We start from the raw sequence: 22310 nt of genomic DNA, 5'->3' as shown, positions 1-22310 counted from the left end.
TCTTGAGCACCGACCACGGCAGTCCCACCAACACGGGGGATTGCCGGCCCCGACAGTCGGAAAGCGGCCGCCGCGGCTAACCGCCCAGCCGGCATGGACTACAGTTGAGACTCTCTGATCGCGCGCAGGATGCCCGTTCGCAGATGCTGGCCGCTGTTGCTGCTGTTTCCCGGTTATTGTTCGGCGCGCTGCTGGCGGCGTTGGCCTGCGGACCGGCCTGCGCGGCAGAACTGGAACTGAGCACCGAAGAGCAGGCCCATCTGCGCGAATTGGGCCAGGCACGGGTCTGCGTCGACCCACACTACGCCCCCTTCGAGCAACTCGATGAGCAAGGCCGTTACACCGGCATTGCCGCCGAATTTCTCGGCCACTACAGCCAAATGCTCGAATTGCCACTGCAAATCCAGCTGACCGAAAGCTGGGCCGAGAGCTTGCGCTGGATGGAGCAGGGCCGCTGCGATTTGATCGCCATGCTGAACGAAACCCCGGCGCGCCAGCGCTACATGAATTTCAGCACGCCTTATCTGCAAGACGACACCCTGATCATCACTCGTGACGATATCGGCTACCTGGAAGGCATGAGCGCGTTGCGTGGCAAACAAGTCGGCGTTGTTCCGGGTTACCGGCTGGAGGAATTGATCCGGCGCGATTATCCGGACATCCAGATCATCCCAACCCTGACCGTATCCGATGCGCTGGAACGGGTCTCGACCGGCGAGCTTTACGCCACCTTCGAAGCACTGCGCAGCGCACTGCCGATGATTCAGCAACAGGGCCTCGGCAATCTGAAAATTTCCGGCCAGACGCCGTACCAGAATGTCTACCGCGTCGGTGTGCGAAAAGATGATCCACTGCTGTTGGCGGCGATTAACAAAGCGATAGCCACGCTGCCACCCTTGACGGCGCACGATATTGTTGAGCGAGGCTTCAAGGTGCCGGTGATCAACCGGGTCGATTACACCCGGTTGTGGCAGCTGGCCGCCGCCGCTCTGGTGTTGTTTGCTTTTTTGTTGTATCGCAACCACAAAATCGGTCAGTTCAATCGCATTCTGGCGGAAAAAAATGCCGAGCTGGAGCGGCTCAGTGAAACTGATCACCTTACCGGCAGCTACAACCGGCTGAAACTGGATCGCGAACTGCAACAAGAGCTCGAACGCGCCCATCGCTATCAACGCCCGCTGTCGGTGATCCTGTTTGATCTGGATCTGTTCAAGCAGATCAATGATCAACACGGCCATCCGGTGGGTGACAAAGTGCTGGTCGCCATTGCCGCACTGGTGCGGCAACAAATTCGCCAGCACGATCGCTGTGGTCGCTGGGGCGGTGAAGAGTTCTTGATCCTCTGCCCCGAAACCACGGTCGAACAAGCAGCGCAACTGGCCGAGAAATTGCGCGGTGCCTTGGCCCAGCACCGCGTGCTGGACCTGATCACCGTCACCGGCAGTTTTGGCGTTGCCAGCCTGCAACCGGCGGAGTCCGTCGCTGGGCTGATCCAGCGGGTCGATCAGGCGTTGTACGATGCCAAGCACGCCGGCCGCAACAGCCTGCGCCTGGCCGCAGCCTGAGCGGAAACCCATCATGTCGACACAGCGGCTGCGCCTCGATGCCCAACATCGTGAACTGCTGCTCAAGCAGGTCTACCGGTTGACGCTGGTGTTGTTGCTGATTGGACTCGTGGTGGCGCTGCTGTACTTTCAGGCCGGCATCATCGGATCGATTGTTGCCGGTCTGCTGGTGGTCGGCGTCGGCGATCTTGCCCGGCAACGCGGCCAGCACCGACTGGCCCGATCGCTGCTGCTGAATTTTTTGCTGATCTTCATCACGGCGCTGGCACTGATGGGCGAGGGCAGCAATGACGGTGCCTTGTTCCTGGTTTTTCCGGTAACGGTTTTCGCTGGCCTGATGCTGTCGCGCAAACACTACTGGCGCTACAGCCTGTCGTTGTTCGCCGCCGCCGTTTTCGTCGGCTACGCCGAATCACGCGGCTATGTTGTGCCGGTATCGGGCGCGCTTCCTGCTGTGCAGCTGTGGACTGACTTGTTCATCATGCTGGTGGCTTTTGCGGCCAATACCATGCTGATTGATTTCGCCCTGAATGGCGTCGGCAGCTTTCTGTTGAAAGTCCGCGACGAGCTTGAGCAGGAAACGCTGAACTGGCACAAGGCCGCGATGACCGACGCACTCACCGGCCTGCTCAACCGGCGCGGTTTCATGGAACACGCCGAATGGCAATTGCACCGGGCCAGGCTCGACAGCGCCCAGATTGCCGTGCTGATGTTCGATCTGGATCATTTCAAGAAAATCAACGACAGCCATGGCCATGCCGTCGGCGATGAAGTGTTGCAGGAAATGGGTCGGCGCCTGCGCAATCATCTGCGCGCCAACGATGCCAGCGGCCGCATGGGCGGCGAGGAATTTTGCGCGCTGCTGAACGGCGTGTCGGCGCGCGATGCCGAGCTCATCGCCAGCCGTTTCTGTCAGAGTCTGGCGCAAACGCCAATGGTCACCACCGCCGGCCATCTCGCCATGACCGTCAGCATCGGCGTGTACACCGGCCGCGCTGGCGATCTGAACCTGCAAGCCATGATCCAGCGCGCCGACCACGCGCTGTACGTCGCCAAGAGCGGCGGTCGCAATCAGGTCGTCAACGCCGAAAACGCCAGCAGCCCCGACTTCCGCCGCTCCGGTTCACTGTGACCGCCCCGCGCCAATCACCAAGCGCATTCAGCCGAGCAAACCCCGATCCAGGGCCCGCCACAGCGCCAGCAGCCCGAACAGGGCAAACAGCGCGGCCGCGCCCCGCGCCAGCACGCGCGGCGACAGGCGGCCGCGCAGCTGTTTGCCGGCCCAGATGGCGAGCGCGGCACTGGTGATCAACGCCGCCGCGGCACCGATGGCCACCGCCAGCACTGACAGCTCGGTTGCGAGGCCCGCCGTCGCCAGCTGGGTTTTGTCGCCCAGCTCGGCGAAGAAAATCATGCTGAAGGCCGCCATGACCGCGCTCTTGTGGCCGTTGGCCGGGCCGGTGTCCTCCTCCGGTTCGGCCTGCAGCGCCTGCCAGGCAAACCAGAAGAACAGCAGCGCGACGACCAGCGACAGCAGGTACGCTGGCACCAGCTGGGTCAGCAATTTGCCAACCGTCACGGCCAGCACACTGAGCAAAACAAAGGCGGCCGATACCCCGAGCAGCACCTTGCGGGCCGGGTAGCGGGTGGCCAGCGTCATGCAGGCCAACTGGGTCTTGTCACCAAGCTCGGCAACGAAAACCAGGACAAAAGCACTGAAAAGGGCAGAGAGGAAGGCCATGAGGTTCCCGTTTTGTGGGCTAAGTTTCTTTTCTTGAACAGATAGTGACCAGCAGCAGAGCAGGGTAGAATACCGCCCCTTATTTTTCCGGTTCACCGTCTGGATGGCAATCCCGCCACCCGGGCCGGGCCTGTTTTGAGTCCTTACCGTGCTTGAGAAGCTTCGCAATATCGCCATCATCGCTCACGTCGACCATGGCAAAACCACGCTGGTCGACAAACTGCTGCAACAATCAGGCACGCTGGGCGAACGCGCCGCTCCGACCGAACGGGTCATGGACTCGAACCCGCTGGAAAAAGAACGCGGCATCACCATTCTGGCCAAGAACACCGCGATTCGCTGGAACGACTACCGCATCAACATCGTCGACACCCCCGGCCACGCTGACTTTGGCGGTGAAGTCGAACGGATTCTGTCGATGGTCGACTCGGTGCTGCTGGTCGTTGACGCCGTTGACGGCCCGATGCCGCAAACCCGCTTCGTCACCCAGAAAGCCTTCAAGCACGGCTTGAAGCCTATCGTCGTGGTCAACAAGGTGGACCGTCCGGGCGCGCGTCCGCACTGGGTCATCGACCAAGTGTTCGATCTGTTCGACCGCCTCGGTGCCAATGACGAGCAACTCGATTTCCCGGTCATCTACTGCTCGGCACTCGGCGGTTACGCCGGTCTCGAAGCCGAAGTGCGCGAAGGCGACATGACCCCGCTGTTCGACGCCATTGTCCGTCACGTCGCGCCGCCAAAAGTGAACATGGACGGCCCGCTGCAGATGCAAGTGTCGCAGCTGGATTACTCGTCTTATGTCGGCGCGATCTCGATCGGCCGCATCACCCGCGGCAAGGTCAAGCGTAACCAACAGGTCACCGTGATCAGCCGCGAAGGCAAAACCTACAACGCCAAAATCGGTCAGGTGCTCGGCTACATGGGTCTGGAACGGACCGAAGTGGAAGAGGCCAGCGCCGGCGATATCGTTGCCATCACCGGTATCGAAACGCCGCAGATTTCCGACACCATTTGTGCCCAGGATTGCGTCGAAGCACTGCCGCCGCTCGCCGTGGACGAGCCGACCGTGACCATGACCTTCCAGGTCAACACCTCGCCGTTCGCCGGTCGCGATGGCAAGTACGTAACCTCGCGTCAGATCGGTGACCGCTTGCAGCGCGAGCTGGTCCACAACGTGGCACTGCGCGTTGAAGAAACCGATGATCCGGATAAATTCCGCGTTTCGGGTCGTGGTGAATTGCACCTCGGCATCCTGATCGAAACCATGCGCCGCGAAGGTTTTGAACTGGGCGTGTCGCGTCCGGAAGTGATTTTCAAGATGGTCGATGGCGTCCGCCAGGAACCGTACGAAACGCTGACCGTTGACGTCGAAGAAGAGAATCAGGGCGCCGTCATGGAGAAGCTCGGCGAGCGCTCCGGCATGATGGAAAACATGATGCCGGACGGCAAAGGTCGGGTTCGTCTCGATTACGTCATCCCGGCGCGTGGCCTGATCGGCTTCCAGACCGAATTCATGACCGCCACCCGCGGTACCGGCCTGATTTACCATTCGTTCAGCCATTACGGTCCGGCCGCCGCCGGCGCCATTGCCGCCCGCACCAACGGTGTCATGATCGCCAACGGCATGGGCAAGGCGGTAGCGTTTGCGCTGTTCAACACCCAAGAACGTGGTCGTTTGTTTGTCGAGCACGGCACCGAAGTATACGAAGGCATGGTGGTCGGTATTCACTCGCGTGATTCCGATCTGGTCGTCAACGTAATGAAAGGCAAGCAACTGACCAACATCCGTTCGGCCGGCGCTGATGAAAAGCTGATCCTGACGCCGCCGATCAAGTTCTCGCTGGAACAGGCGCTGGAATTCATCATGGACGACGAACTGGTCGAAGTGACGCCAAAAGCGATTCGGGTCCGCAAGCGCTTCCTGCTTGAGCACGAGCGCAAGCGTGCTGACCGCGCCGCGAAAGACTGATCGCGATTCACGGTTTCCGAGGCCAGCACGGATCGGAAACCGTGGCAGCAAAAAAAAAGGCGACGCAAGTCGCCTTTTTTTATTGCGCCGGTTAACCGCGACGTCGCATTGCGCAGCTGTGACATGCGCGCGCATTCCAGCAAGGCACTCGGCACTGATCGCGGCAGCGGCGAGCAGGCTCGTAAACCCATACCAAGCCAACAGCATTTCTTGCCGGCCATTTACCTCAGGCCATGTTCTGCATCGCGCTCACCACACCGCGGTTTGCTATTGGCCGCAGCCCGGCCCAGAATGCCTGTACACGCTGCGTGTTTCCGTTATGTTGTCGGCTGGCGCGCCACCGTCATTGTCTGGTCTTGGTTTGTCTTGGTTTGTCTTGGTTTGTCTTGGCTACGACAGGACCAAAACAGGACTACAAACAGACCCACAACAGGCCCCATACGGTCCACAAGGAAAGGAGCTCACCCATGCAAGCACTACGCACCGTTTTGCTGGCCGGCCTGGCCGCCACGTTCGCACTCAGTGGCCACGCCGCCGACCTGCCGCGGACAACGGCTCCGGCCAACGCCACGCTCTATTTCATTTCGCCGCAGGACGGCGAGCACATCAAAGGCCCGGTGACGGTGCGCTTTGGTTTGAGCGGCATGGGCGTGGCACCGGCCGGGCTCGACAAGGAAAATACCGGCCATCACCATTTGCTGATAGACATGGCAACGTTGCCGGCGCTCGATCAACCACTGCCGGCCACCGATCAGATCAAGCATTTCGGCGGCGGCCAAACCGAAACCGTGTTGACGCTGAGCCCCGGCAAGCACACGCTGCAATTGCTGCTCGGCGACAAGTCGCATATCCCGCATCAGCCGACCGTGCTGTCCAAAGCCATCACCATTACCGTGGAGTAATCATGCGTCGCTCACCGCTGTCTGTGTTGAACACTCCGCTGATGGCTGCCGTGGTGGCCACTGCCTTGCTCAGCGGGCTGGCCGCATGCACCGCCAAGCAAGCCATCAAGACCCCGGTCAACATCATTGGCATGCTGTTTGGCGCGGTACCGCCGCCGGAGCAGACCACGGTGCTGCAGGAGCTGACCCGGGAATACGACATGTGCGTTGGCGACGGTGGCGGCCCGGAATGCGCCGACATTGCCTACGCCACGGTCCGCAAGGCCAAGGGCCTCGATGCCAAGCCCCTGCCGGAAGGCATCGTCATCATCCGCAAGGATGGCGAAACGGTGGTCGAGCAGCAGCCAACGCCCTGAGCGGCAATAGCCCGAGCCGCAATAACCTTAGCCGCGATGCACAGCAACGGGTGATCGTGAATGGCTGGATTCCCCTACCTTGCGCAGGGTCAAATCAGCCGCCGTCGACTACCCTGATACTGGCCGCACCATCACTGCGAGGGTGTTGCCATGTCGGTGCTTCTACACGAATTGCTGGCGACCGAAGTCGGTCTGTTCAGCCTGATTGGCCTGCTGATTCTGTTCCTGATCCCGATCGTGCTTGGCGGCTTCATCTGGCGCCGACTGCGCGCGCAAGACCGGCAGCAAGGCTGAGCTCGTCGGCTCTGGTACCGACCAGCGACTGTGCGACAATGCTGGCACACGTCATCGCGCACGGCACGCCATAGCGCACGGATAGGCCGTTATTGTCCGGCACCGTGAAGGCCCGGAGCCCCATCATGCTGGAGCTGTTCCCCGACATTCGCCCTTACGACGAACGCCGAATTGATGTCGGCGACGGCCATGTGCTGTACGTCGAACAATGCGGCGAGCCGACCGGGCTGCCGGTGCTGGTGCTGCACGGCGGCCCCGGCGCCGGTTGTCAGGGCAGTCAGCGGCGGTTTTTTGATCCGCGCCATTACCGCATCATTCTCGTCGACCAACGCGGCGCCGGCCGCTCCACGCCGCACGCCAGTGTCGAGCACAACACCACCGAGCATCTGATCGCCGATCTGGAAGTGGTGCGCAAAGCGCTGGCCGTGGATCGCTGGGTGTTGTTCGGCGGCTCGTTCGGCGCCACGCTGGCGCTGCTGTATGCCCAGCAATTTCCGGAACGGGTGCAGGGTCTGTTGCTGCGTGGGGTGTTTCTGGCCCGGCCGAGCGATCTGGACTGGTATTTTGGCGGCGGCGCGGCGCAGATTTTCCCCGATGCCTGGACCCAGTTTCTGCGCTACCTGCCAGAAGCGGAACGCCACGATCCCATCGATGGTTATTACCGCCGGCTGACCGGCGAAGATGAAATCGCCCGGCTGGCCGCCGCGCGTTCCTGGAGCGCCTACGCCGCCCGCATCCGCACGCTCTACGAGAACAATCATCTGCGCGAGCAATATCACGACATTCACCGCGCGCTGTCGGTCGCCCGCATTGCCTGCCACTACGCCAAACACCGCTATTTTCTGAAACCGAACCAAGTGCTGGAGCGCATGTCCGCGCTCACCGGCATCCCCGGCATTCTGGTGCACGGCCGTTACGACATGGTCAGCCCGCTCGCCAATGCCTGGGCCGTGCAAGCGAAATGGCCTGCCAGCGAGTTACTGATCGTACGCGGTGCCGGCCACGTCGCCACCGAAGCACCCACCGTTGATGCGCTGATCCACGCCACCCGTGAGCTGTATCGACAACTGACCCATCAGCCGCCGGAAGTGGCGGATTGAGGCGACCGCTTTGTTATTGAAATGAATGTTGACGCTCACCTAGAACTGATCCATTTGAAGAAGTGATTTTCATCAGGAACTGCCCAATATCGGTGACGCCACGATTCAAAAAAATGGCAGCCCGACAAACGCTTCTCATGCGTCAGTATTCGACGGGAGACACGGATCTGCTTTAGGTGGAATTCAACAGATACGCTCACTAGCACGTCATTATCTTAATTTCAAAACAATGTTCAACACACCTGTCGTTAGCAATACAAAGCCGACGAAGATCTCAGATATAGCGATAACTGCTTCGATAGCAGCGCCTTTCCTGGAAACTACTTTATGCAGATCCTTAATAACAAAGTATCTGATCAACATACCAAACAATACAGCCGTACCAAACCCCGATAAGGTGTACCCAATCGTCAATTGATACACAATTTCTGAGCTACAAATATTAGCGCCACGCCCGCAGCCAGACTCGATAACAAGCGCGAGAAATGACCCAATTCCAACCGGCATGGCGACTTGCATAAAGTAACCAGCAGAATCCATCAGGCGACCTATCATCTCCAACTCCGATCAAAAACTTCGAAAGAAATCGTCAACCCAAACTGCAGCTAGCGTAGCCCGGATGTAATGAAATGGAATCCGGGGAAGGTGCGAGTGGGCGCGAAACGGTCCCGGATTCCGCTGCGCTGCATCCAGGCTACGGAGTACGGGCTGAATCAAGACAGCTGAGCGCGAACAGGCAATGCGCTCGCTAAGGCGACTCGGCTTTCAGCACAGCCAGGGTATTGCCGATATTCAAGCCGCGCCAATACGTCAATTGGTAGGCTTCCGTTTCTGACAGATCCAGCACCCAGTGCTCAGCCTCCCGCTGGCCATCAAGCAACTGCAGTGACAGCTGAAACTGGTATTTTCCGGTCTCGACAAACGCGAAGTGCTCGGCATCTTTCGCCGTGATGGTAAAGCGCAACTGGCGCGAGGTTTCGCTGCGCGGCGCCAGCGTGATCGGCGCGGTCATGACATCATCTTTCGGCTCGCCATCGGCGGCCAGTTTTTGCTGGGCGACGGCCGGCAGACGCACCGTCGTTTTGCCATCGGGCCCGGTGACCTGCAGCTGCAATTGTTTTACCGTCACCAAACGCGCACCGGTATTCGACAGATTGACCGCGACACTGACATTGCCGACCCCGGTCAGCGGATCATGACTGAGCAGCAGCATCGGTCCGGTCATCGCGATGACCTGACCATCGCGCAGCGCGGCGTAGTAAAGCGAGGTCAGCGATACCGTAAACGCCAGCACCGACATCAGCATCGGCAACCACTCGCGCAGGCGCGCCAGCGGGCTTGGCACCGTTGCTGGACCCTTGTCGGCTCGTGTCATAATCCTCACCTCCTGTCTGTCGCGACAGATGCCCCGCGGCCAGCCAGCTTGGCCGCCCGTTTCGGACCTCATGTCATGATCGCCTTGCTGCAGCGAGTCAGTTCCGCCCAGGTCAGCGTTGATAACGTCGTGCTCGGCGCGATCGATCGCGGCCTGCTGATTTTTCTCTGCGCCGAACCGGATGATCGCGAACCGGATATCGATCGGTTTTTGAATCGTCTGCTCGACTATCGCATTTTCAGCGATGAGGCCGGCAAGATGAATCGTAGCGTACGCGCCATCGCCGGCAGCGTGTTGCTGATCCCGCAATTCACCTTGGCGGCCGACACCCGCAGCGGACTGCGACCCGGCTTTTCCAACGCTGCCAGCCCGGCCGTCGGCAAACAATTGTTCGACTATGCCTGGCAGCGACTGCAGGCACTGCACCCGGCCAGCGCCTGCGGCCGTTTTGGCGCCGACATGCAGGTCGCATTGGTCAACGACGGCCCGGCGACGTTCTGGCTGCGCAGCTAGCACCGACCGATGCCGGCAACCGACAACTGGCGCCAGCGTCGCATTGCAGAATGCTGAATCATCATCTTTAGTTAACGCGGATCAACACTGCCTGCCGGGCAGCTGGAGTTCGCGCAATGAAACGGTTTCGAATGCTGTGGCTGGCCCTGCTGGCCGGCTTGCCAATATTGGCCACGGCTGCCGACGTCCCGGCGCGGCTGCAGGTCTGTGGCGATGAAGACGAATGGCCGCCGTACACGTTTTACCAGCGCCAAAACGGCGAACGCAGCACTGTCGTCACCGGCTACAACATCGATCTGCTCAATCTGCTGCTGGGCAGATCCGGCCGCAGCGCCGAGTACCGGCTGCTGCCGTGGAAACGCTGTCTCAGTGAAGCGGCCGGCGGCCATTACGATCTGGTGCTCGATGGCGTCAAGGTCAGCGAACGGGAAAAACTATTCCGCTTCCCGAGCAGTCACTACAGCACTCACGTCGGTTATCTCTACAACCGCGACCGCCCGGTGCCGAGCTTGCCAACAGCGGCGCATCTGCGCCAATACCGGGCCTGCGGGCAATTTGGCTACGCCTACGATCTGAACGACAACCAGCCGTTGCCCGCACTGAACACCGAAGCCAAATCGTATCCGGCAGTGATTCGCATGCTGGAGCAGGGCAACTGCGATCTGGTGCCGATTAATCTTGAACTCGTACAAGGCTATCGACTGATTGGCCTGTACGACGCATTCAGCAGCGGCCGCATCGCCGTGATGCCGGCGCCAAGCTGGGCCCACAGCGAAGTCAGTTTCTACTTCATGGTCAGCCGCGCACCCGACTACAGCGACGCGCTGCAAACACTGCTCAGCAAGACGATTGCTGAAGCCGCCCGCGATGGCAGCAGTGCGCGCCTGGGCTTGCAGTATTTGCCAAAGATCGAGTTGCCGAAGATCGAATTGCCTAAAAGCGATTCGCCCAAGAACGACCAAGCCAAGAGCGACCCGGCCAAGAACCGTTCGAAGCCATGACTCGACTGCGCAAACTGACGTCCGTCACAACTGCGATATCGCCCGCGTCCTGATGGCTACCGACCTTTCAAGCACTACCGCCAATTCGGCATCCCGCATCAACTGACTTCGCTCGCGAGATAGTCACGACTTTGTTGCAGCATTGCACTCAGTTCTTCCCGGAAGGCCTGCAACAGCACTGGCACTTTTTCCGCATTGCGATTGGCTAATGCCAGCTCCAGTTCGCCAGCGATAAACGCCAGCCGACGCGCACCGAGCGTTGCCGATACCGATTTGACCGTGTGCGCCGTGCGCGTCGCCGTAGTCCAGTCCTGTTGCTGCAGCGCGCTGGCGACTTCGTCGCCGCTTTCGGCGCGGGTATCGACGAACAACTGCAGCACTTTGCGATAGAGACTTTCCTTGCCGTTGCAATGACTGCGGCCGAGCACCGGATCGAGCCGCGGTAAATCGGCGAGGCCAGCGATGGCGGGCTCATCGGTACGCGGGTCGGCAACACCGCTCGCGCTGGCGTTTTTTTCTGCACCGTTTGCATTTCTGTCATTGCTGGCGCTATCGGTCTTGCCAGCAGCCGAACCATTGTGCTGGACAGAATCGTTGTGATGAACCGCTCCATTTTGAGGTGCGACGCCGTTTTGATGAACCACACCGTTCTGACGGCCAGCACCGCTGTTCGCCTCCGGCCGTAGCCAGCAACTCAGTGTTTCGAACAACTCGTCGGGGATGAACGGCTTGCTGATGAAATCGTTCATGCCAACCGCGAGGCATTGCTGGCGGTCCTGTTGCAGGGCGTGCGCCGTCATTGCGATGATGGGCAGGCTGGTCAGATGCAGGCGCTGGCGAATTTGCCGGGTCGCTTCATAACCATCCATCTCCGGCATCTGGATATCCATCAGCACCGCAGCAAATGCCAACGGTTGCTGCCGCAGTAAATCTACCGCTTCACGGCCGCTGCGCGCGACCGTGACATCAATGCCGGCATCGACCACCAGAATTTCCATTGCCAGCTGCTGGTTCAGTTCATTGTCTTCAACCAGCAGCACACGCTTGCCGCGTAGCGCGCGCCAGCGATTGCCATTGTCTTCTTTGGTCAGTGCATCCCTGGCGACCGCCTGCTTGCCACAGGCAGTCAGAATACTGTCGAGCAAGCCGGACAAGGTTGCCGGTTTACTCAGGTAGCCATCGAAACCGGCGGCGTCGACGGCTTCTGCCAATTCATCCTGACGACTGCCGGTAAACAGAATCACTTTCGGCTGCACACTCAATTGGCTATCGGCGCGAATCTGCTTGAACACACTGAGGCCGTCTTCCTCCGGCATCCGCCAATCGAGCAGCACCAAATCATAGGGTCGACCGGACTGACTGGCCTGTTGCAATTCGAGCAAGGCTTGGCGACCGCTGTCGACCGCCTTGCAGGGAAAGCCCAGCACATCTAGCAGATTGGTGGCGATGACGCGAGCGCTTTGATTGTCGTCCACCACCAGCACCTGCAGTCGCAATTCGGCCTGCGGCAAACGGCGCGCCGCTTCCACCTGCAACTCCGTGGCCAACCCAAAATCGGCTTCGAACCAGAATTCGGAACCGACACCCGCTTCGCTGTTGACGCCGATCTCGCCGTGCATCAATTCGACCAGCTGGCGACTGATGGCCAAACCAAGACCGGTGCCGCCAAATTGCCGGGTAGTGGACGTGTCGGCCTGTGTGAACGGTTGAAACAACCGGCTGCGCTGGACGTCATTGAGCCCGATGCCGGTGTCACGGACGGCAAAACGCAGTCGCACCGACATAGCAGCATTCGGTGAGAGCCGGCTCGGCTCGATGCGCAGCAGCACTTCACCCTGCTGAGTGAATTTGATCGCGTTGTTGCACAGATTGAGCAATACCTGCGATAGCCGCAGCGGATCACCGATCAAGCCGGCAGGCGTGTCGGCACTGACATCGAGCAGGTATTCCAGGCCTTTTGCATGGGCCCGGAATGCCACCAGCGCAGTGATCTTATCGATGACATCGGCCAGCAGAAACGGCTGTTGCTCCAGCTCCATCTTGCCGGCTTCGATTTTGGAAAAATCCAGAATGTCGTTGATGATGCTGAGCAGCGATTCGGCGGCCGTTCGGGTTTTTTCGATGTAGCCGCGTTGTTGTACGCTGAGCGCGGTACGCTCGGCCAGATAGGACATGCCGATGATGGCATTGAGCGGTGTCCGGATTTCATGGCTCATGTTGGCCAGAAACGTACTCTTGGCCTGGCTGGCGGCGTCGGCAGCATCACGCGCCTGCGCCAGATCTTCATTGCTGCGTTGCAAGGCCAGCGTCCGGTCCTGGATGCGCTGCTCCAGTTCGGCGTTCAGTTCGCGCAGCGCCACTTCGGCGGTGCGCCGTGCCAGCGAAAACTGATTGACCGCGCTGACCACGATATCGAGCTCGTCTGACCGGGTTCGCGGTGCGCGCGGTAGCGACACTTGCTGCAAATCGGGATCGGCAGCGAGCTGCTCCACTTCAATGGCCAGCGTGCGCAGGTGTCGGGTGATCAACAGATTAACAATGACAAACAGCATGCCGGTCAGGATCAGCATCTTCAGTGCTTCTGTGACCGCGAGCACCGTGAGCCGGTCCGACATCAGTTGCTGCAGCTTGGCGTAGGATTCGTTGACTTCAACGACGCCGATTTTTCGGCTGCCATCCGGCGCCAGCAATGGTACGGTCCAGCGCGCATCCACTTTCTGGTAGTCACCGTCGCGCGCCGATTGCAGATCCAGATCACTGCTATCGACCTGCACCGACTGGATCGTGGTAGCGAGCGTCAGGCCATCGAGAATCGCTTGCAGGGTTTTTTCATCATAAGCCCAGACGGCGCCGGCCATCGCGCTGACACTGCCGTTGACCGCGTTGCGCGCCTCGATGCGCGCCGCCTCGATCATCCGGCTGCGTTCGCGCTCAACCGTCAACCAGGTGGTGATGCCAGTCAGCACCGCGCTGGTCAGTAGCACCCAGAGCAGGGTTTTGGTCGCCAGTGATCGGCGCAGCAAACTGTTCATCAAACGGCACCCATGCCAGCGCGGTCAACTCTCAAAGCAAACCTCTTGCAGATGATCACAGTCCAGCATGAATGCGTTCGAATTGCGGCGCCAGTTCGACAAAGGCCGCGACGACAATCGGATCGAATTGGCTGCCGGCGGCGGCCGTGATGGTGGCGACAGCGTCAGCATGGCTGAGCTCGGTCCGGTAGCTACGGGTGGAGCGTAGCGCCGCATAGACATCGACCACAGCCATGATACGTGCCGACAAGGGGATGTCAGTGCCAGCCAGGCCGCGCGGATAACCGCTGCCGTCCCAACGCTCATGATGACCACCGGCAATCTCGATGCCCATGCGGATGAAGGCGTTGTCCTGATGATACGCCGCGATCGAATTCAAGGTCCGCTCGCCGATTTCAGCGTGACTCTTCATCACTTGCCATTCTTCCGGCGTCAGTTTGCCCGGCTTCAGCAGCACTGCCTCGGGCACCACCACCTCGCCGATATCATGCAGCGGCGCAGCGTGCTGGATCAGGGTGACGAATTCCGGATTGATTTCATCAGCGTAGGGCGAACCGAGCCGCAAGGTTTCGGCAATCAGCTTGCAGTAGAGCCGGATTTGGTCAAGCCGGAAACTCAACTCGCCGTCGCGACTGTCGGCGAGCTTGGCCAGGGCAAAAATGGTCGCCAGCTGCGACTCGGACAACTGTTTGGCTTTGGCCTCGACCAGCTCCTGCAGATGCTGATTCTGGAACTCCAGCTGCATCTGCAATTGATGCAAACGAAAGTGCGTGTTGATGCGCGCCTGCACTTCTTCAAACTGAAACGGCTTGGTGATGTAGTCGACGCCACCGGCCTGAAACGCCCGCACCTTGTCTTCGGTTGAACCCAGCGCCGACAGGAAAATCACCGGCGTGTTGGCCAGCCGCGGATGCGCACGCAGTGTTTCGCAGACCTGATACCCATCCATTTCCGGCATCGTGATATCGAGCAGGATCAGATCCGGCGGTTCCAGCTTGGCCGCCTTCAGCGCCTGCGCGCCACTGGCGAAGGCGACTACCTCGCAGCCGTGCTGGCTGAGCATGTCCTGCAACAGCAGCAGGTTCTCTGGCGCATCGTCGACAATCATCACCCGGATGACGCTAGGCCCTGGCGAGGGCGCTGACAACTGCTGACTCATGACCCGACCTCAATTGAAATGACCGCCGCGCAGGCAGTTGCTGTCAAAACATAGATGATCGGCCGGATTCCTGCTGTACCGGCCGCTGCGTTGTCATGTTCGGCCGGCGCTCGCGAGATGCTGCTTATGAGACTCGTTCACATGAGTCCGGCGCCGGCCGCCGGCAAGCCCGGCCGGTAACCGGTAAAATGCCGGCCATTTCCGTCTGCCGGTCCCTGCGCTTTATGTCCAACCGTCTGCCCCTTTCCTGGCTGTTTGTGCTGGGTGCGCTGACCGCGTTTGCCCCGATGGCTATCGATATGTATCTGCCGGCGTTGCCGCAGATCGCCCGCGAATTGCAGGCCAGCCCGGCGCATACCCAGCTGACCTTGGCCGCCTGCTTTCTCGGTTTTGCCTTTGGCCAACTGCTGTACGGTCCGGTTGCCGATCGCTTTGGTCGCAAGCCACCGCTCTATGTCGGCATTGCAATTTTTGTCGCCGCGTCGCTCGGCTGCGCGCTGGCGCCGTCCATCGAGTGGCTGATTGTCATGCGCTTTCTGCAGGCGCTGGGCGGCTGTGCCGGGCTGGTGATCACCCGCGCCATCGTTCGCGACCGTTTTGTTGCCAACGAAGCGGCGCGATTTTTCTCGCTGCTGATGCTGGTGATGGGGCTGGCGCCGATCCTGGCACCGCTGGTCGGCGGCTGGCTGCTCAGCGTCAGCAACTGGCGTTTCATTTTTGTCGCGCTGGCCGTGTTCGGTCTGGCCAATGCGGTGGCGACCTGGCATTACCTGAGCGAAACCTTGCCGGTCACGGCGCGGCAATCACTGCACCCGAAAGCGCTGCTGCTGGCCTTTGCCGAAGTCCTGCGCGAGCGGCAGTTTTACGGCCACGTGCTGGTTGGCGGCTTTGCCCACGCCGCAATGTTTTCCTACATCACCAGTTCGTCATTTGTGTTCATTGATTATTTCGCCGTACCGCCAGAACATTTCGGCTGGGTCTTTGGCAGCAATGCCGCCGGCTTGATTGGCATGTCGCAACTGAATCGCCATCTGCTGCGCAAGTACAGCACTTCGCAAGTGCTACGGGTCGGCAATCATCTGGCGCTGGTTTTTGGTTTGCTGCTGGCGGTGGCCGCATTCTGGACCAATCCGTCGATTTGGGCCGTAGCGCTACCGCTGTTTGGTTTTGTTGCCAGCCTTGGCATCACGCTGCCCAATACCAGCGCCAACGCATTGGCACCGTTCGGCCAGCGCGCCGGCACGGCATCGGCGCTGCTCGGTACGCTGCAGTTTTTCTTTGCCGCCATTGCCGCCAGCGTGGTCAGCAGCTTGCCTGGCAGCTTGCTGCCGGCGCGTGGACCCCAAGCGATGGCCACGGTCATTTTTGTCTGCGTCGCCATGGCGTGGCTGTGCAGTTATGTGCTGCTGAAAAAACCGGCTCACGATTGAGCCGCTTCTCATCGCCATCGCCGCATTCTTCCTGAGCAATCGATTTTGCGCAGCAGGCTTCGGCTTCAACGCTGGACTTTCTTGCTGACATCGACCCGGAAGTACTGCACGGTTTCCAGCAGTTGTTCCGATTGTGCGCTCATCTCTTCGGCGGTGGATGACAGCTGCTCCGATGCCGAGGCCGTCGACTGGGTGATTTGCGACAGCTGACTGATGGCGGTGTTAATCTGTTCCAGACCAACGGTCTGTTCGCGCGAGGCCGCGCTGATTTCCTGCACCAGATCGGCGGTCTTGCGGATCGATGGCACCAGTTCATCGAGCAAGGTACCGGCGCGACCGGCCAGCATCATGCTGTTGCTGGCGAGACCACCAATTTCCTGCGACGCCACCTGACTACGCTCGGCCAGCTTGCGCACTTCGGCCGCCACCACCGAGAAGCCCTTGCCGTGTTCGCCGGCGCGCGCCGCTTCGATGGCGGCATTGAGCGCCAGCAAATTGGTCTGGTAGGCGATGTCGTCAATCAGGCTGATTTTGCTGGCGATTTGCTGCATGGCGCTGACCGTGTCGCGCACGGCATCGCCACTTTCGCTGGCTCCGCCAGCCGACTCGCTGGCAATGCTGTCGGTGATTTTGGCGTTCTCTGAGTTCTGCGCCACGGTGGCAGAAATCTCTTCAACCGAGGCACTGGTTTCTTCGACGTTGGCCGCCTGTTCCGAAGCGGTTTGCGACAGCGACTGCGCCGACGAGGAAATTTCTTCCGATGCCGATGCCAGTGCGTCGGCCGAGCTGCGGATCTCGGTCATCACGCCATTGAGCTTCTGCACCATTTTCTGCAGCGCCGCCAACAGGCTGCTGTGATCATTGGGTTTGATCTGCACGTGCACGGTCAAATCGCCATCGGCGACCTGATTGGCAACTGCCGCAGCATAATCCGGCTCGCCACCGAGTTGCCGGAGCAGGCTGCGCGTGATCAGCCAGCCAAGGACAAAAGCCAGCACCACGCTGATGGCGATCACGGACAGGTTCAATTGCCGGATGGTGGCGTAGCGTTGTTGTGAGGTTTCGTACTCGCGGCCGGCGACAGTCAGCTGCACCGCCACCAGATCGCTGAACAGACCGGAGACTGGATCAATTTTCTGGTACAGCTCGGTCTTGACCAAGGCATCCAGCGCTGCGGCATCCTGATTGCGCATGATCACGCTCAGCTCGCTGACCACCTTGTCGGCGTCAACCAGTGCCGGCTTGATGGCATCGACCAGCCGCTGCTCTTCCGGCACCATTTCCGTCGCCAGATAAGCCTGCCACAGGGTATGGATGCGTTCACTCGCTTTCTCGACACTGGCCAGCCCTTCGTCCCAGCGAAAGCCGCCGTTGCGAGTCTTGTGCGAGGCATCGACGATATTGACCGCGTACATGTCGGCGATTTCTTTCAGGTCTTTCAGCGGTACGACCCGGTCTTTGTATACCGTTTCCATGCTGGCATTGGCTTCGCCCATGCCACTGATGCCGAGCCAGCCGATCAGCACCAGCAGGCCGATCAGCACACCGGCGAGCAACAATAGCCGTGTCGCGACTTTCATTTTCTCGAACATGTTCGCATCCTCTGCCGGAACAGTTGCTCAGCGCCTAGAGTGCACGCAATCGTTTGCTTTCCGTTTTTATCCACGGCAGCAACTGATCGCCTGGCATCGCTTTGGCAATCAGGTAGCCCTGCGCCAGTTCACAACCCATCGCTTTCAGTTTTTGCCAATCTTCGGTCAATTCCACACCCTCGGCCACCACGCTGAGCTGCAGTTTTTCCGCCATCTGAATCGCACTTTCCAGCATGATGATCAGATGCTGACGCTGATGGCAGCCGTGAACAAAGATGCGATCAATCTTGAGTTCGGTGGCGGGTATCCGTGACAGCTGCTGCATCGACGCGAAACCGGTGCCGTAATCGTCAATCGACAGACCAAAGCCCTTCAGTCGCAGCCGCGCCAGCGTGCCAAGACTGGCGCCGATATCGGTCATGATGGCGGTCTCGGTCACTTCCAGAATCAGGTGACGCGGCTCAACGCCGCTGTCTTCCACCTTTTTGATGATCTGATTGACGAAGCGGGCATCAGCAAACGATTGCGCGGAAATGTTCAGCGACACTGTCAGGCTCAGGCCGCCGCTGTGCCAATACTTCAGCTGAGCCAGCACCTGATCGAGTAGTGCCAGGGTAAAGCGCTGCATGATGGCACCATGACGCTCGATGGCATCGATGAAGCGGTCCGGATAAACGATGCCATCGCGCGGATGCTGCCAGCGGGCCAGCGCTTCGACACCCTTGATGACGCCGGTCGCCAAGGTCACCTTGGGCTGGTAGTGGCAGACAAATTCATGATCGTCGATGGCACGGGTGATGGCATCGAGCGAATAGGCGCTGGCCTTTGGCGCAGTGCCGACCACCAGTTTTTCCTGTCCGAGCACGCCGGCCAGCCGTTCCAGCGTCAGCGGCTTTTGCAAAGCGCCGAGAATGGCGATCCCGAGCGTCTGGCTCATCGCCTCGACCGTGGTCAGCAGCGCATTTTCCCGCGAACTGACAATGACCACTTCCATGCGCAGATTGCGTTGCATCACCTGCTGCAGCAGTTCAATGCCATCCATGCCGGGCATTTCCAGATCGACCAGCAGAATGTCCGGCAGATAGGGCGACGCATTCATGACGTCCAGCGCTTCGATACCGTTGCCGGCTTGCAGGATTTCGGTCACGCCCATTTTTTTCAGCAACGACTCGGCGTGCATCCGGTGCAGCGCACTGTCGTCTACGATGAGCACACGTTTGTTGGTCAGGTCGGTCATGGCAGTTGTCCCAGCTGACGGCGGCTGACTGCCGTGATGAGGCGAGGGATTTCATCCAGTGAAACCACCTCATCAACACCGCCGAGTTTGATTGCTTCCTTTGGCATGCCGAACACGACGCAGCTCTGCTCGTCCTGGGCGTAGGTCTTGCAGCCGGCTTCGTGCATTTCTTTCATGCCGCGGGCGCCGTCGTCACCCATGCCGGTCATAATGATGCCAATGGCATTCTGGCCAGCGCTTTTTGCCACCGAACGGAACAGCACATCGACCGAGGGCCGGTGTCGACTGACCAGCGGCCCGTCCATCACTTCGGCGTAATATTGCGCGCCACTGCGCTTGGCCAGCAGATGCTTGCCACCGGGCGCTATCAGTGCCCGGCCCGGCATGATGCGATCACCCGTTTCCGCTTCCTTGACTTCGATTTGCGACAAGGTATTCAGCCGACTGGCGAAGCTGCGGGTGAACTGCTCGGGCATATGCTGCACCACGACGATGCCGGGACTGGTGCGCGGCAACGCCGTCAGCACCACCTCCAGCGCCTGGGTGCCACCGGTAGAGCAACCGATGGCGATGAATTTTTCCGTCATCGGCACATTCATGTTGCCACTCGGTGCCGCCAGAATTTCATCGGCGGTCAATTTCGGCCGCGCCAAGGGTTCGCCTTTCTGCACCGCGGCTCTTGCGGTGGGCGCGGCCGTCCGCATCCGGTCCATGCGGGCAGCCGCCGCTTCCCGCACCACCGAGGCCAGATCTTCTGAACTGTCGACGATGTAGTCGCGCAAACCGGTCTTGGGTTTGGTGATGATGGCAAAGGCGCCGGCCGACAAGGCTTGCAGCGTGATATCGGCGCCAGCTTCGGTCAGCGTCGAGCAGATGATCACCGGGGTCGGCCGGGTTGCCATGATCTGGCGCAGAAAGGTCAGGCCATCCATGCGCGGCATTTCGATATCGACGATCAGCACGTCCGGCCAAATCGATTTCAACTTCTCCAAGGCAAAGATCGGATCAGGCGCGGTCGCAATGATTTCGATATCGCGGTTCCTGTCCAGTTGTTGCTGCAGCACCTGCCGCACCACCGCCGAATCGTCGACGATCATCACCCGGATGCTCATGTCGGCATCCTCCCGCGTACCACCCGATCATCCTTGTCCGCATCGAGATAGTGATATTTCAAAGCCGTGACTCCGGTTTCGGTATTCAGCTGCAAGACGCGACTGCCTCTGCCACCGATATCCATTTGATCAATCCGAAAACCCGTTTGCTGCAAGCGCTGTTGTGCCAGCTGGGCGTTGTTGGCGCCTATCGTCACCGAACGCAGCCCGGTCTGGTTGATGCTGGCACCGCCAAACACCCCGACCTGAAAATGCGCCGGCACCGCATCCGTCGCGCGCGCCGCTGCCAACAGAAACTCAATCGCATCCTGACCGTAGCGACCGTCACAATCGCTGACGCTCGGCTGACCATGGCGCAGGCGTTGCGGCAGAACAAAATGGCACATGCCTGCCATTTTTGTTGCCGGATGCCACAAGGTCACCGCGACGCAGGAACCCAAAATCGTTTTCAGCAACAGCAATCGCCGGCCTGCATACAATTCGCCCGGATGTAGGAACAGCGTATCCATCAGGCATGCCGGCAGCAGCGCACTCAACTGGCCGCCGTGGCCGCGCGTCGGCGATACACCGACGGGCTGACCGCAACCAGCGGCACATTCATGCCGGCCAAGGACTCGGAGTGGCCGAGAAACAGCCAGCCACCGGGTCTCAGCCGATCACAAATGGTGTTGAGCACGCGCTGCTTGGTCTCGTTGTCGAAATAGATAATCACATTGCGCAGAAACACCAGATCAAAGCCGCGCATGTCGGCCGGAATGCTCATCAGGTTGAGCTGGGCAAACTGCACCTTATCGCGCAGCGCCTTGTCGATCAGCAGCATGCCTTCGTATTCGCCCCGACCACGCAGGCAATAGGTTTTCAGCAGCTCCGGTGGAATGCCATCGATGCGATCCATCGGATACAGGCCGCGCCGGGCTTTCTGCAACACCCGGGTGCTGATGTCGGTGGCCTGCAACTCCCAGCCACTGTTGCCAAGCGCCTGATGCAGCACCATCGCAATCGAGTACGGCTCTTCGCCGGTGGAACAAGCCGCGCTCCACACTTTCAGAGTGTGGCCCGGCGGCCGCGCCGGGATGATGTCTTTTTTCAGGATGTCGAAATGCTTGTTCTCGCGAAAGAAGAAGGTCTCATTGGTGGTGATGAGATCGATGGCCTGCTGCATTTCCTCGCCGCCGGTATCGCCGGCCAGCAGATCGTAGTAAGCGCGAAACGATGGCAAGCCAAGCTGACCCAGCCGCTTGTTGAGGCGGCCGGTGACCAGCATTTTTTTCTGCGCCGACAGGTGCAGCCCGATAGCCTCATAGAACAGCTTCTGAAAGAGCCGGAAATCGGCGTCGCTCAGCGACCGGTCAAGCGTGGCTGCAGCCATCATGCGGCACCGTTTTCCTGCGCCAACAGCGCATCCGGCCGGTCCGTCACGCCGATCAGCGAGGCCATTTCGTCAATCGACAACACCTGCTGGATATCCAGCGTGATGATGAAGCGGCCATCGAGATTCAGAATGCCATCGATGAAGTCGGCACGAATCTTGGTGCCGAACGCCGGTTTGGCTTCCAGCCGGTTGCGCTCGACCGACAGCACCTCGTTGACGGCATCAACCATGATGCCGATCGACGGGGTTTCGTCATCGTGAGTCAGTTCAACGATGATGACGCAGGTGCGTTTGTTGATCTCGGTTTCACCGCGACCAAAGCGCGCCTGCAGATCCACCACCGGCACCACGGCACCGCGCAGATTGATCACGCCGCGCAAGAACGGCGGCATCATCGGAATGGTGGTCAGACCGTTGAACTCGATGATTTCACGAACGTGCTCAATCGGAATGGCAAAGGCCTCGCCACCCAGGGTAAAGGTCAGGTACTGGCAAGCGCCGGCGTCGGTTTGCAGACTTTTGCCGCCGGCGGCCACTGCAGGTAATTGGGCCATGATTAC

21 protein-coding genes are annotated in these 22310 nt (G+C 60.0%); 10 read left to right on the top strand and 11 right to left on the bottom strand.

Annotation, left to right across the window (positions count from 1 at the left end):
• The first annotated feature begins 104 nt into the window (after nt 1–104).
• Together HPT27_RS03970 and HPT27_RS03965 are read left to right on the top strand one after the other, a co-directional pair.
• Nucleotides 105–1565, top strand: a complete 1461-nt coding sequence (locus tag HPT27_RS03970) for a diguanylate cyclase (RefSeq protein WP_172239267.1) — start codon at nt 105–107, stop codon at nt 1563–1565.
• Nucleotides 1566–1578: 13 nt separating this feature from the next.
• The gene (locus HPT27_RS03965; RefSeq protein ID WP_172239264.1) at nt 1579–2697 is read left to right on the top strand and encodes a GGDEF domain-containing protein; all 1119 of its coding nucleotides are present in this window, start codon (nt 1579–1581) and stop codon (nt 2695–2697) included.
• A 27-nt stretch (nt 2698–2724) separates the two neighbouring features.
• Here HPT27_RS03965 and HPT27_RS03960 read toward each other — a convergent pair whose 3' ends face one another.
• Nucleotides 2725–3306, bottom strand: a complete 582-nt coding sequence (locus HPT27_RS03960; protein ID WP_172239261.1) for a TMEM165/GDT1 family protein — start codon at nt 3304–3306, stop codon at nt 2725–2727.
• Nucleotides 3307–3454: 148 nt separating this feature from the next.
• On the opposite strand from HPT27_RS03960, the gene typA reads away from it, so the two are divergent.
• The 5 genes from typA (at nt 3455) to pip (ending at nt 7927) form a co-directional block, all read left to right on the top strand.
• On the top strand, nt 3455–5275 hold the full coding sequence (typA, locus tag HPT27_RS03955; RefSeq protein ID WP_172239258.1) for a translational GTPase TypA: 1821 nt from the start codon (nt 3455–3457) through the stop codon (nt 5273–5275).
• A gap of 467 nt (nt 5276–5742) precedes the next feature.
• Nucleotides 5743–6177 (top strand): DUF4399 domain-containing protein, encoded by a 435-nt coding sequence (locus HPT27_RS03950; protein WP_172239255.1) that lies wholly within the window; start codon nt 5743–5745, stop codon nt 6175–6177.
• Between the two features lie 2 nt (nt 6178–6179).
• The gene (locus tag HPT27_RS03945; RefSeq protein ID WP_172239252.1) at nt 6180–6533 is read left to right on the top strand and encodes a hypothetical protein; all 354 of its coding nucleotides are present in this window, start codon (nt 6180–6182) and stop codon (nt 6531–6533) included.
• 150 nt (nt 6534–6683) lie between these two features.
• Nucleotides 6684–6827: a hypothetical protein gene (locus tag HPT27_RS03940; protein WP_172239249.1), complete on the top strand. Its 144-nt coding sequence runs from the start codon at nt 6684–6686 to the stop codon at nt 6825–6827.
• A gap of 125 nt (nt 6828–6952) precedes the next feature.
• A complete protein-coding gene (gene pip / locus HPT27_RS03935) occupies nt 6953–7927 on the top strand; it encodes a prolyl aminopeptidase (RefSeq protein WP_172239246.1) in 975 nt (324 codons plus the stop codon).
• A 210-nt stretch (nt 7928–8137) separates the two neighbouring features.
• Here pip and HPT27_RS03930 read toward each other — a convergent pair whose 3' ends face one another.
• Nucleotides 8138–8482: a hypothetical protein gene (locus HPT27_RS03930; protein WP_172239243.1), complete on the bottom strand. Its 345-nt coding sequence runs from the start codon at nt 8480–8482 to the stop codon at nt 8138–8140.
• A gap of 193 nt (nt 8483–8675) precedes the next feature.
• Complete coding sequence (locus tag HPT27_RS03925) at nt 8676–9302, bottom strand: CehA/McbA family metallohydrolase domain-containing protein (RefSeq protein WP_172239240.1); 627 nt, start codon at nt 9300–9302, stop codon at nt 8676–8678.
• 75 nt (nt 9303–9377) lie between these two features.
• Between HPT27_RS03925 and dtd the strand changes: the two genes are divergently transcribed.
• Nucleotides 9378–9815 (top strand): D-aminoacyl-tRNA deacylase, encoded by a 438-nt coding sequence (dtd, locus tag HPT27_RS03920; RefSeq protein ID WP_172239237.1) that lies wholly within the window; start codon nt 9378–9380, stop codon nt 9813–9815.
• A gap of 116 nt (nt 9816–9931) precedes the next feature.
• Nucleotides 9932–10816, top strand: a complete 885-nt coding sequence (locus HPT27_RS03915; RefSeq protein ID WP_172239234.1) for a substrate-binding periplasmic protein — start codon at nt 9932–9934, stop codon at nt 10814–10816.
• A 98-nt stretch (nt 10817–10914) separates the two neighbouring features.
• Here HPT27_RS03915 and HPT27_RS03910 read toward each other — a convergent pair whose 3' ends face one another.
• Nucleotides 10915–13848, bottom strand: coding sequence for a hybrid sensor histidine kinase/response regulator (locus HPT27_RS03910; protein ID WP_172239231.1), 2934 nt, complete (start codon nt 13846–13848; stop codon nt 10915–10917).
• A gap of 55 nt (nt 13849–13903) precedes the next feature.
• Nucleotides 13904–15007: a response regulator gene (locus HPT27_RS03905; RefSeq protein WP_172239228.1), complete on the bottom strand. Its 1104-nt coding sequence runs from the start codon at nt 15005–15007 to the stop codon at nt 13904–13906.
• Between the two features lie 224 nt (nt 15008–15231).
• Between HPT27_RS03905 and HPT27_RS03900 the strand changes: the two genes are divergently transcribed.
• Nucleotides 15232–16437, top strand: a complete 1206-nt coding sequence (locus HPT27_RS03900) for a Bcr/CflA family multidrug efflux MFS transporter (RefSeq protein ID WP_235950842.1) — start codon at nt 15232–15234, stop codon at nt 16435–16437.
• A gap of 65 nt (nt 16438–16502) precedes the next feature.
• Here HPT27_RS03900 and HPT27_RS03895 read toward each other — a convergent pair whose 3' ends face one another.
• The 6 genes from HPT27_RS03895 to HPT27_RS03870 are packed head-to-tail and all read right to left on the bottom strand — an operon-like array spanning nt 16503 to nt 22304.
• The gene (locus tag HPT27_RS03895; protein ID WP_172239225.1) at nt 16503–18029 is read right to left on the bottom strand and encodes a methyl-accepting chemotaxis protein; all 1527 of its coding nucleotides are present in this window, start codon (nt 18027–18029) and stop codon (nt 16503–16505) included.
• Nucleotides 18030–18063: 34 nt separating this feature from the next.
• Nucleotides 18064–19266 (bottom strand): EAL domain-containing response regulator, encoded by a 1203-nt coding sequence (locus tag HPT27_RS03890; protein WP_172239222.1) that lies wholly within the window; start codon nt 19264–19266, stop codon nt 18064–18066.
• Nucleotides 19263–20378, bottom strand: a complete 1116-nt coding sequence (locus HPT27_RS03885) for a protein-glutamate methylesterase/protein-glutamine glutaminase (RefSeq protein WP_172239219.1) — start codon at nt 20376–20378, stop codon at nt 19263–19265. The genes HPT27_RS03890 and HPT27_RS03885 overlap by 4 nt, the downstream gene beginning before the upstream one ends.
• Nucleotides 20375–20887: a chemotaxis protein CheD gene (locus tag HPT27_RS03880; RefSeq protein WP_172239216.1), complete on the bottom strand. Its 513-nt coding sequence runs from the start codon at nt 20885–20887 to the stop codon at nt 20375–20377. Before HPT27_RS03880 ends, HPT27_RS03885 begins: the two co-directional genes overlap by 4 nt.
• A gap of 23 nt (nt 20888–20910) precedes the next feature.
• Nucleotides 20911–21750, bottom strand: coding sequence for a CheR family methyltransferase (locus HPT27_RS03875; RefSeq protein WP_172239213.1), 840 nt, complete (start codon nt 21748–21750; stop codon nt 20911–20913).
• Nucleotides 21747–22304 carry a chemotaxis protein CheW gene (locus HPT27_RS03870; RefSeq protein WP_172239210.1) on the bottom strand — a complete coding sequence of 186 codons (558 nt, stop codon included), beginning with the start codon at nt 22302–22304 and terminating at the stop codon, nt 21747–21749. The genes HPT27_RS03875 and HPT27_RS03870 overlap by 4 nt, the downstream gene beginning before the upstream one ends.
• Nucleotides 22305–22310 lie beyond the last annotated feature (6 nt).

It is taken from the genome of Permianibacter fluminis, from assembly GCF_013179735.1.
Lineage (GTDB): Bacteria > Pseudomonadota > Gammaproteobacteria > Enterobacterales > Permianibacteraceae > Permianibacter > Permianibacter fluminis.
The sequence above is the reverse complement of the archived record's forward strand: the minus strand, read 5'-3'. Positions and strand labels throughout refer to the sequence as shown.

What these genes read in the sequence shown, in the direction of transcription:
- HPT27_RS03965 (WP_172239264.1), top strand. Translation starts at nt 1,579, where the DNA reads ATGTCGACACAGCGGCTGCGCCTCGATGCCCAACATCGTGAACTGCTG.
- HPT27_RS03960 (WP_172239261.1), bottom strand. Translation starts at nt 3,306, where the DNA reads ATGGCCTTCCTCTCTGCCCTTTTCAGTGCTTTTGTCCTGGTTTTCGTT.
- HPT27_RS03950 (WP_172239255.1), top strand. Translation starts at nt 5,743, where the DNA reads ATGCAAGCACTACGCACCGTTTTGCTGGCCGGCCTGGCCGCCACGTTC.
- HPT27_RS03945 (WP_172239252.1), top strand. Translation starts at nt 6,180, where the DNA reads ATGCGTCGCTCACCGCTGTCTGTGTTGAACACTCCGCTGATGGCTGCC.
- HPT27_RS03940 (WP_172239249.1), top strand. Translation starts at nt 6,684, where the DNA reads ATGTCGGTGCTTCTACACGAATTGCTGGCGACCGAAGTCGGTCTGTTC.
- pip (WP_172239246.1), top strand. Translation starts at nt 6,953, where the DNA reads ATGCTGGAGCTGTTCCCCGACATTCGCCCTTACGACGAACGCCGAATT.
- HPT27_RS03930 (WP_172239243.1), bottom strand. Translation starts at nt 8,482, where the DNA reads ATGATAGGTCGCCTGATGGATTCTGCTGGTTACTTTATGCAAGTCGCC.
- HPT27_RS03925 (WP_172239240.1), bottom strand. Translation starts at nt 9,302, where the DNA reads ATGACACGAGCCGACAAGGGTCCAGCAACGGTGCCAAGCCCGCTGGCG.
- dtd (WP_172239237.1), top strand. Translation starts at nt 9,378, where the DNA reads ATGATCGCCTTGCTGCAGCGAGTCAGTTCCGCCCAGGTCAGCGTTGAT.
- HPT27_RS03915 (WP_172239234.1), top strand. Translation starts at nt 9,932, where the DNA reads ATGAAACGGTTTCGAATGCTGTGGCTGGCCCTGCTGGCCGGCTTGCCA.
- HPT27_RS03910 (WP_172239231.1), bottom strand. Translation starts at nt 13,848, where the DNA reads ATGAACAGTTTGCTGCGCCGATCACTGGCGACCAAAACCCTGCTCTGG.
- HPT27_RS03905 (WP_172239228.1), bottom strand. Translation starts at nt 15,007, where the DNA reads ATGAGTCAGCAGTTGTCAGCGCCCTCGCCAGGGCCTAGCGTCATCCGG.
- HPT27_RS03900 (WP_235950842.1), top strand. Translation starts at nt 15,232, where the DNA reads ATGTCCAACCGTCTGCCCCTTTCCTGGCTGTTTGTGCTGGGTGCGCTG.
- HPT27_RS03895 (WP_172239225.1), bottom strand. Translation starts at nt 18,029, where the DNA reads ATGTTCGAGAAAATGAAAGTCGCGACACGGCTATTGTTGCTCGCCGGT.
- HPT27_RS03890 (WP_172239222.1), bottom strand. Translation starts at nt 19,266, where the DNA reads ATGACCGACCTGACCAACAAACGTGTGCTCATCGTAGACGACAGTGCG.
- HPT27_RS03885 (WP_172239219.1), bottom strand. Translation starts at nt 20,378, where the DNA reads ATGAGCATCCGGGTGATGATCGTCGACGATTCGGCGGTGGTGCGGCAG.
- HPT27_RS03880 (WP_172239216.1), bottom strand. Translation starts at nt 20,887, where the DNA reads ATGGATACGCTGTTCCTACATCCGGGCGAATTGTATGCAGGCCGGCGA.
- HPT27_RS03875 (WP_172239213.1), bottom strand. Translation starts at nt 21,750, where the DNA reads ATGATGGCTGCAGCCACGCTTGACCGGTCGCTGAGCGACGCCGATTTC.
- HPT27_RS03870 (WP_172239210.1), bottom strand. Translation starts at nt 22,304, where the DNA reads ATGGCCCAATTACCTGCAGTGGCCGCCGGCGGCAAAAGTCTGCAAACC.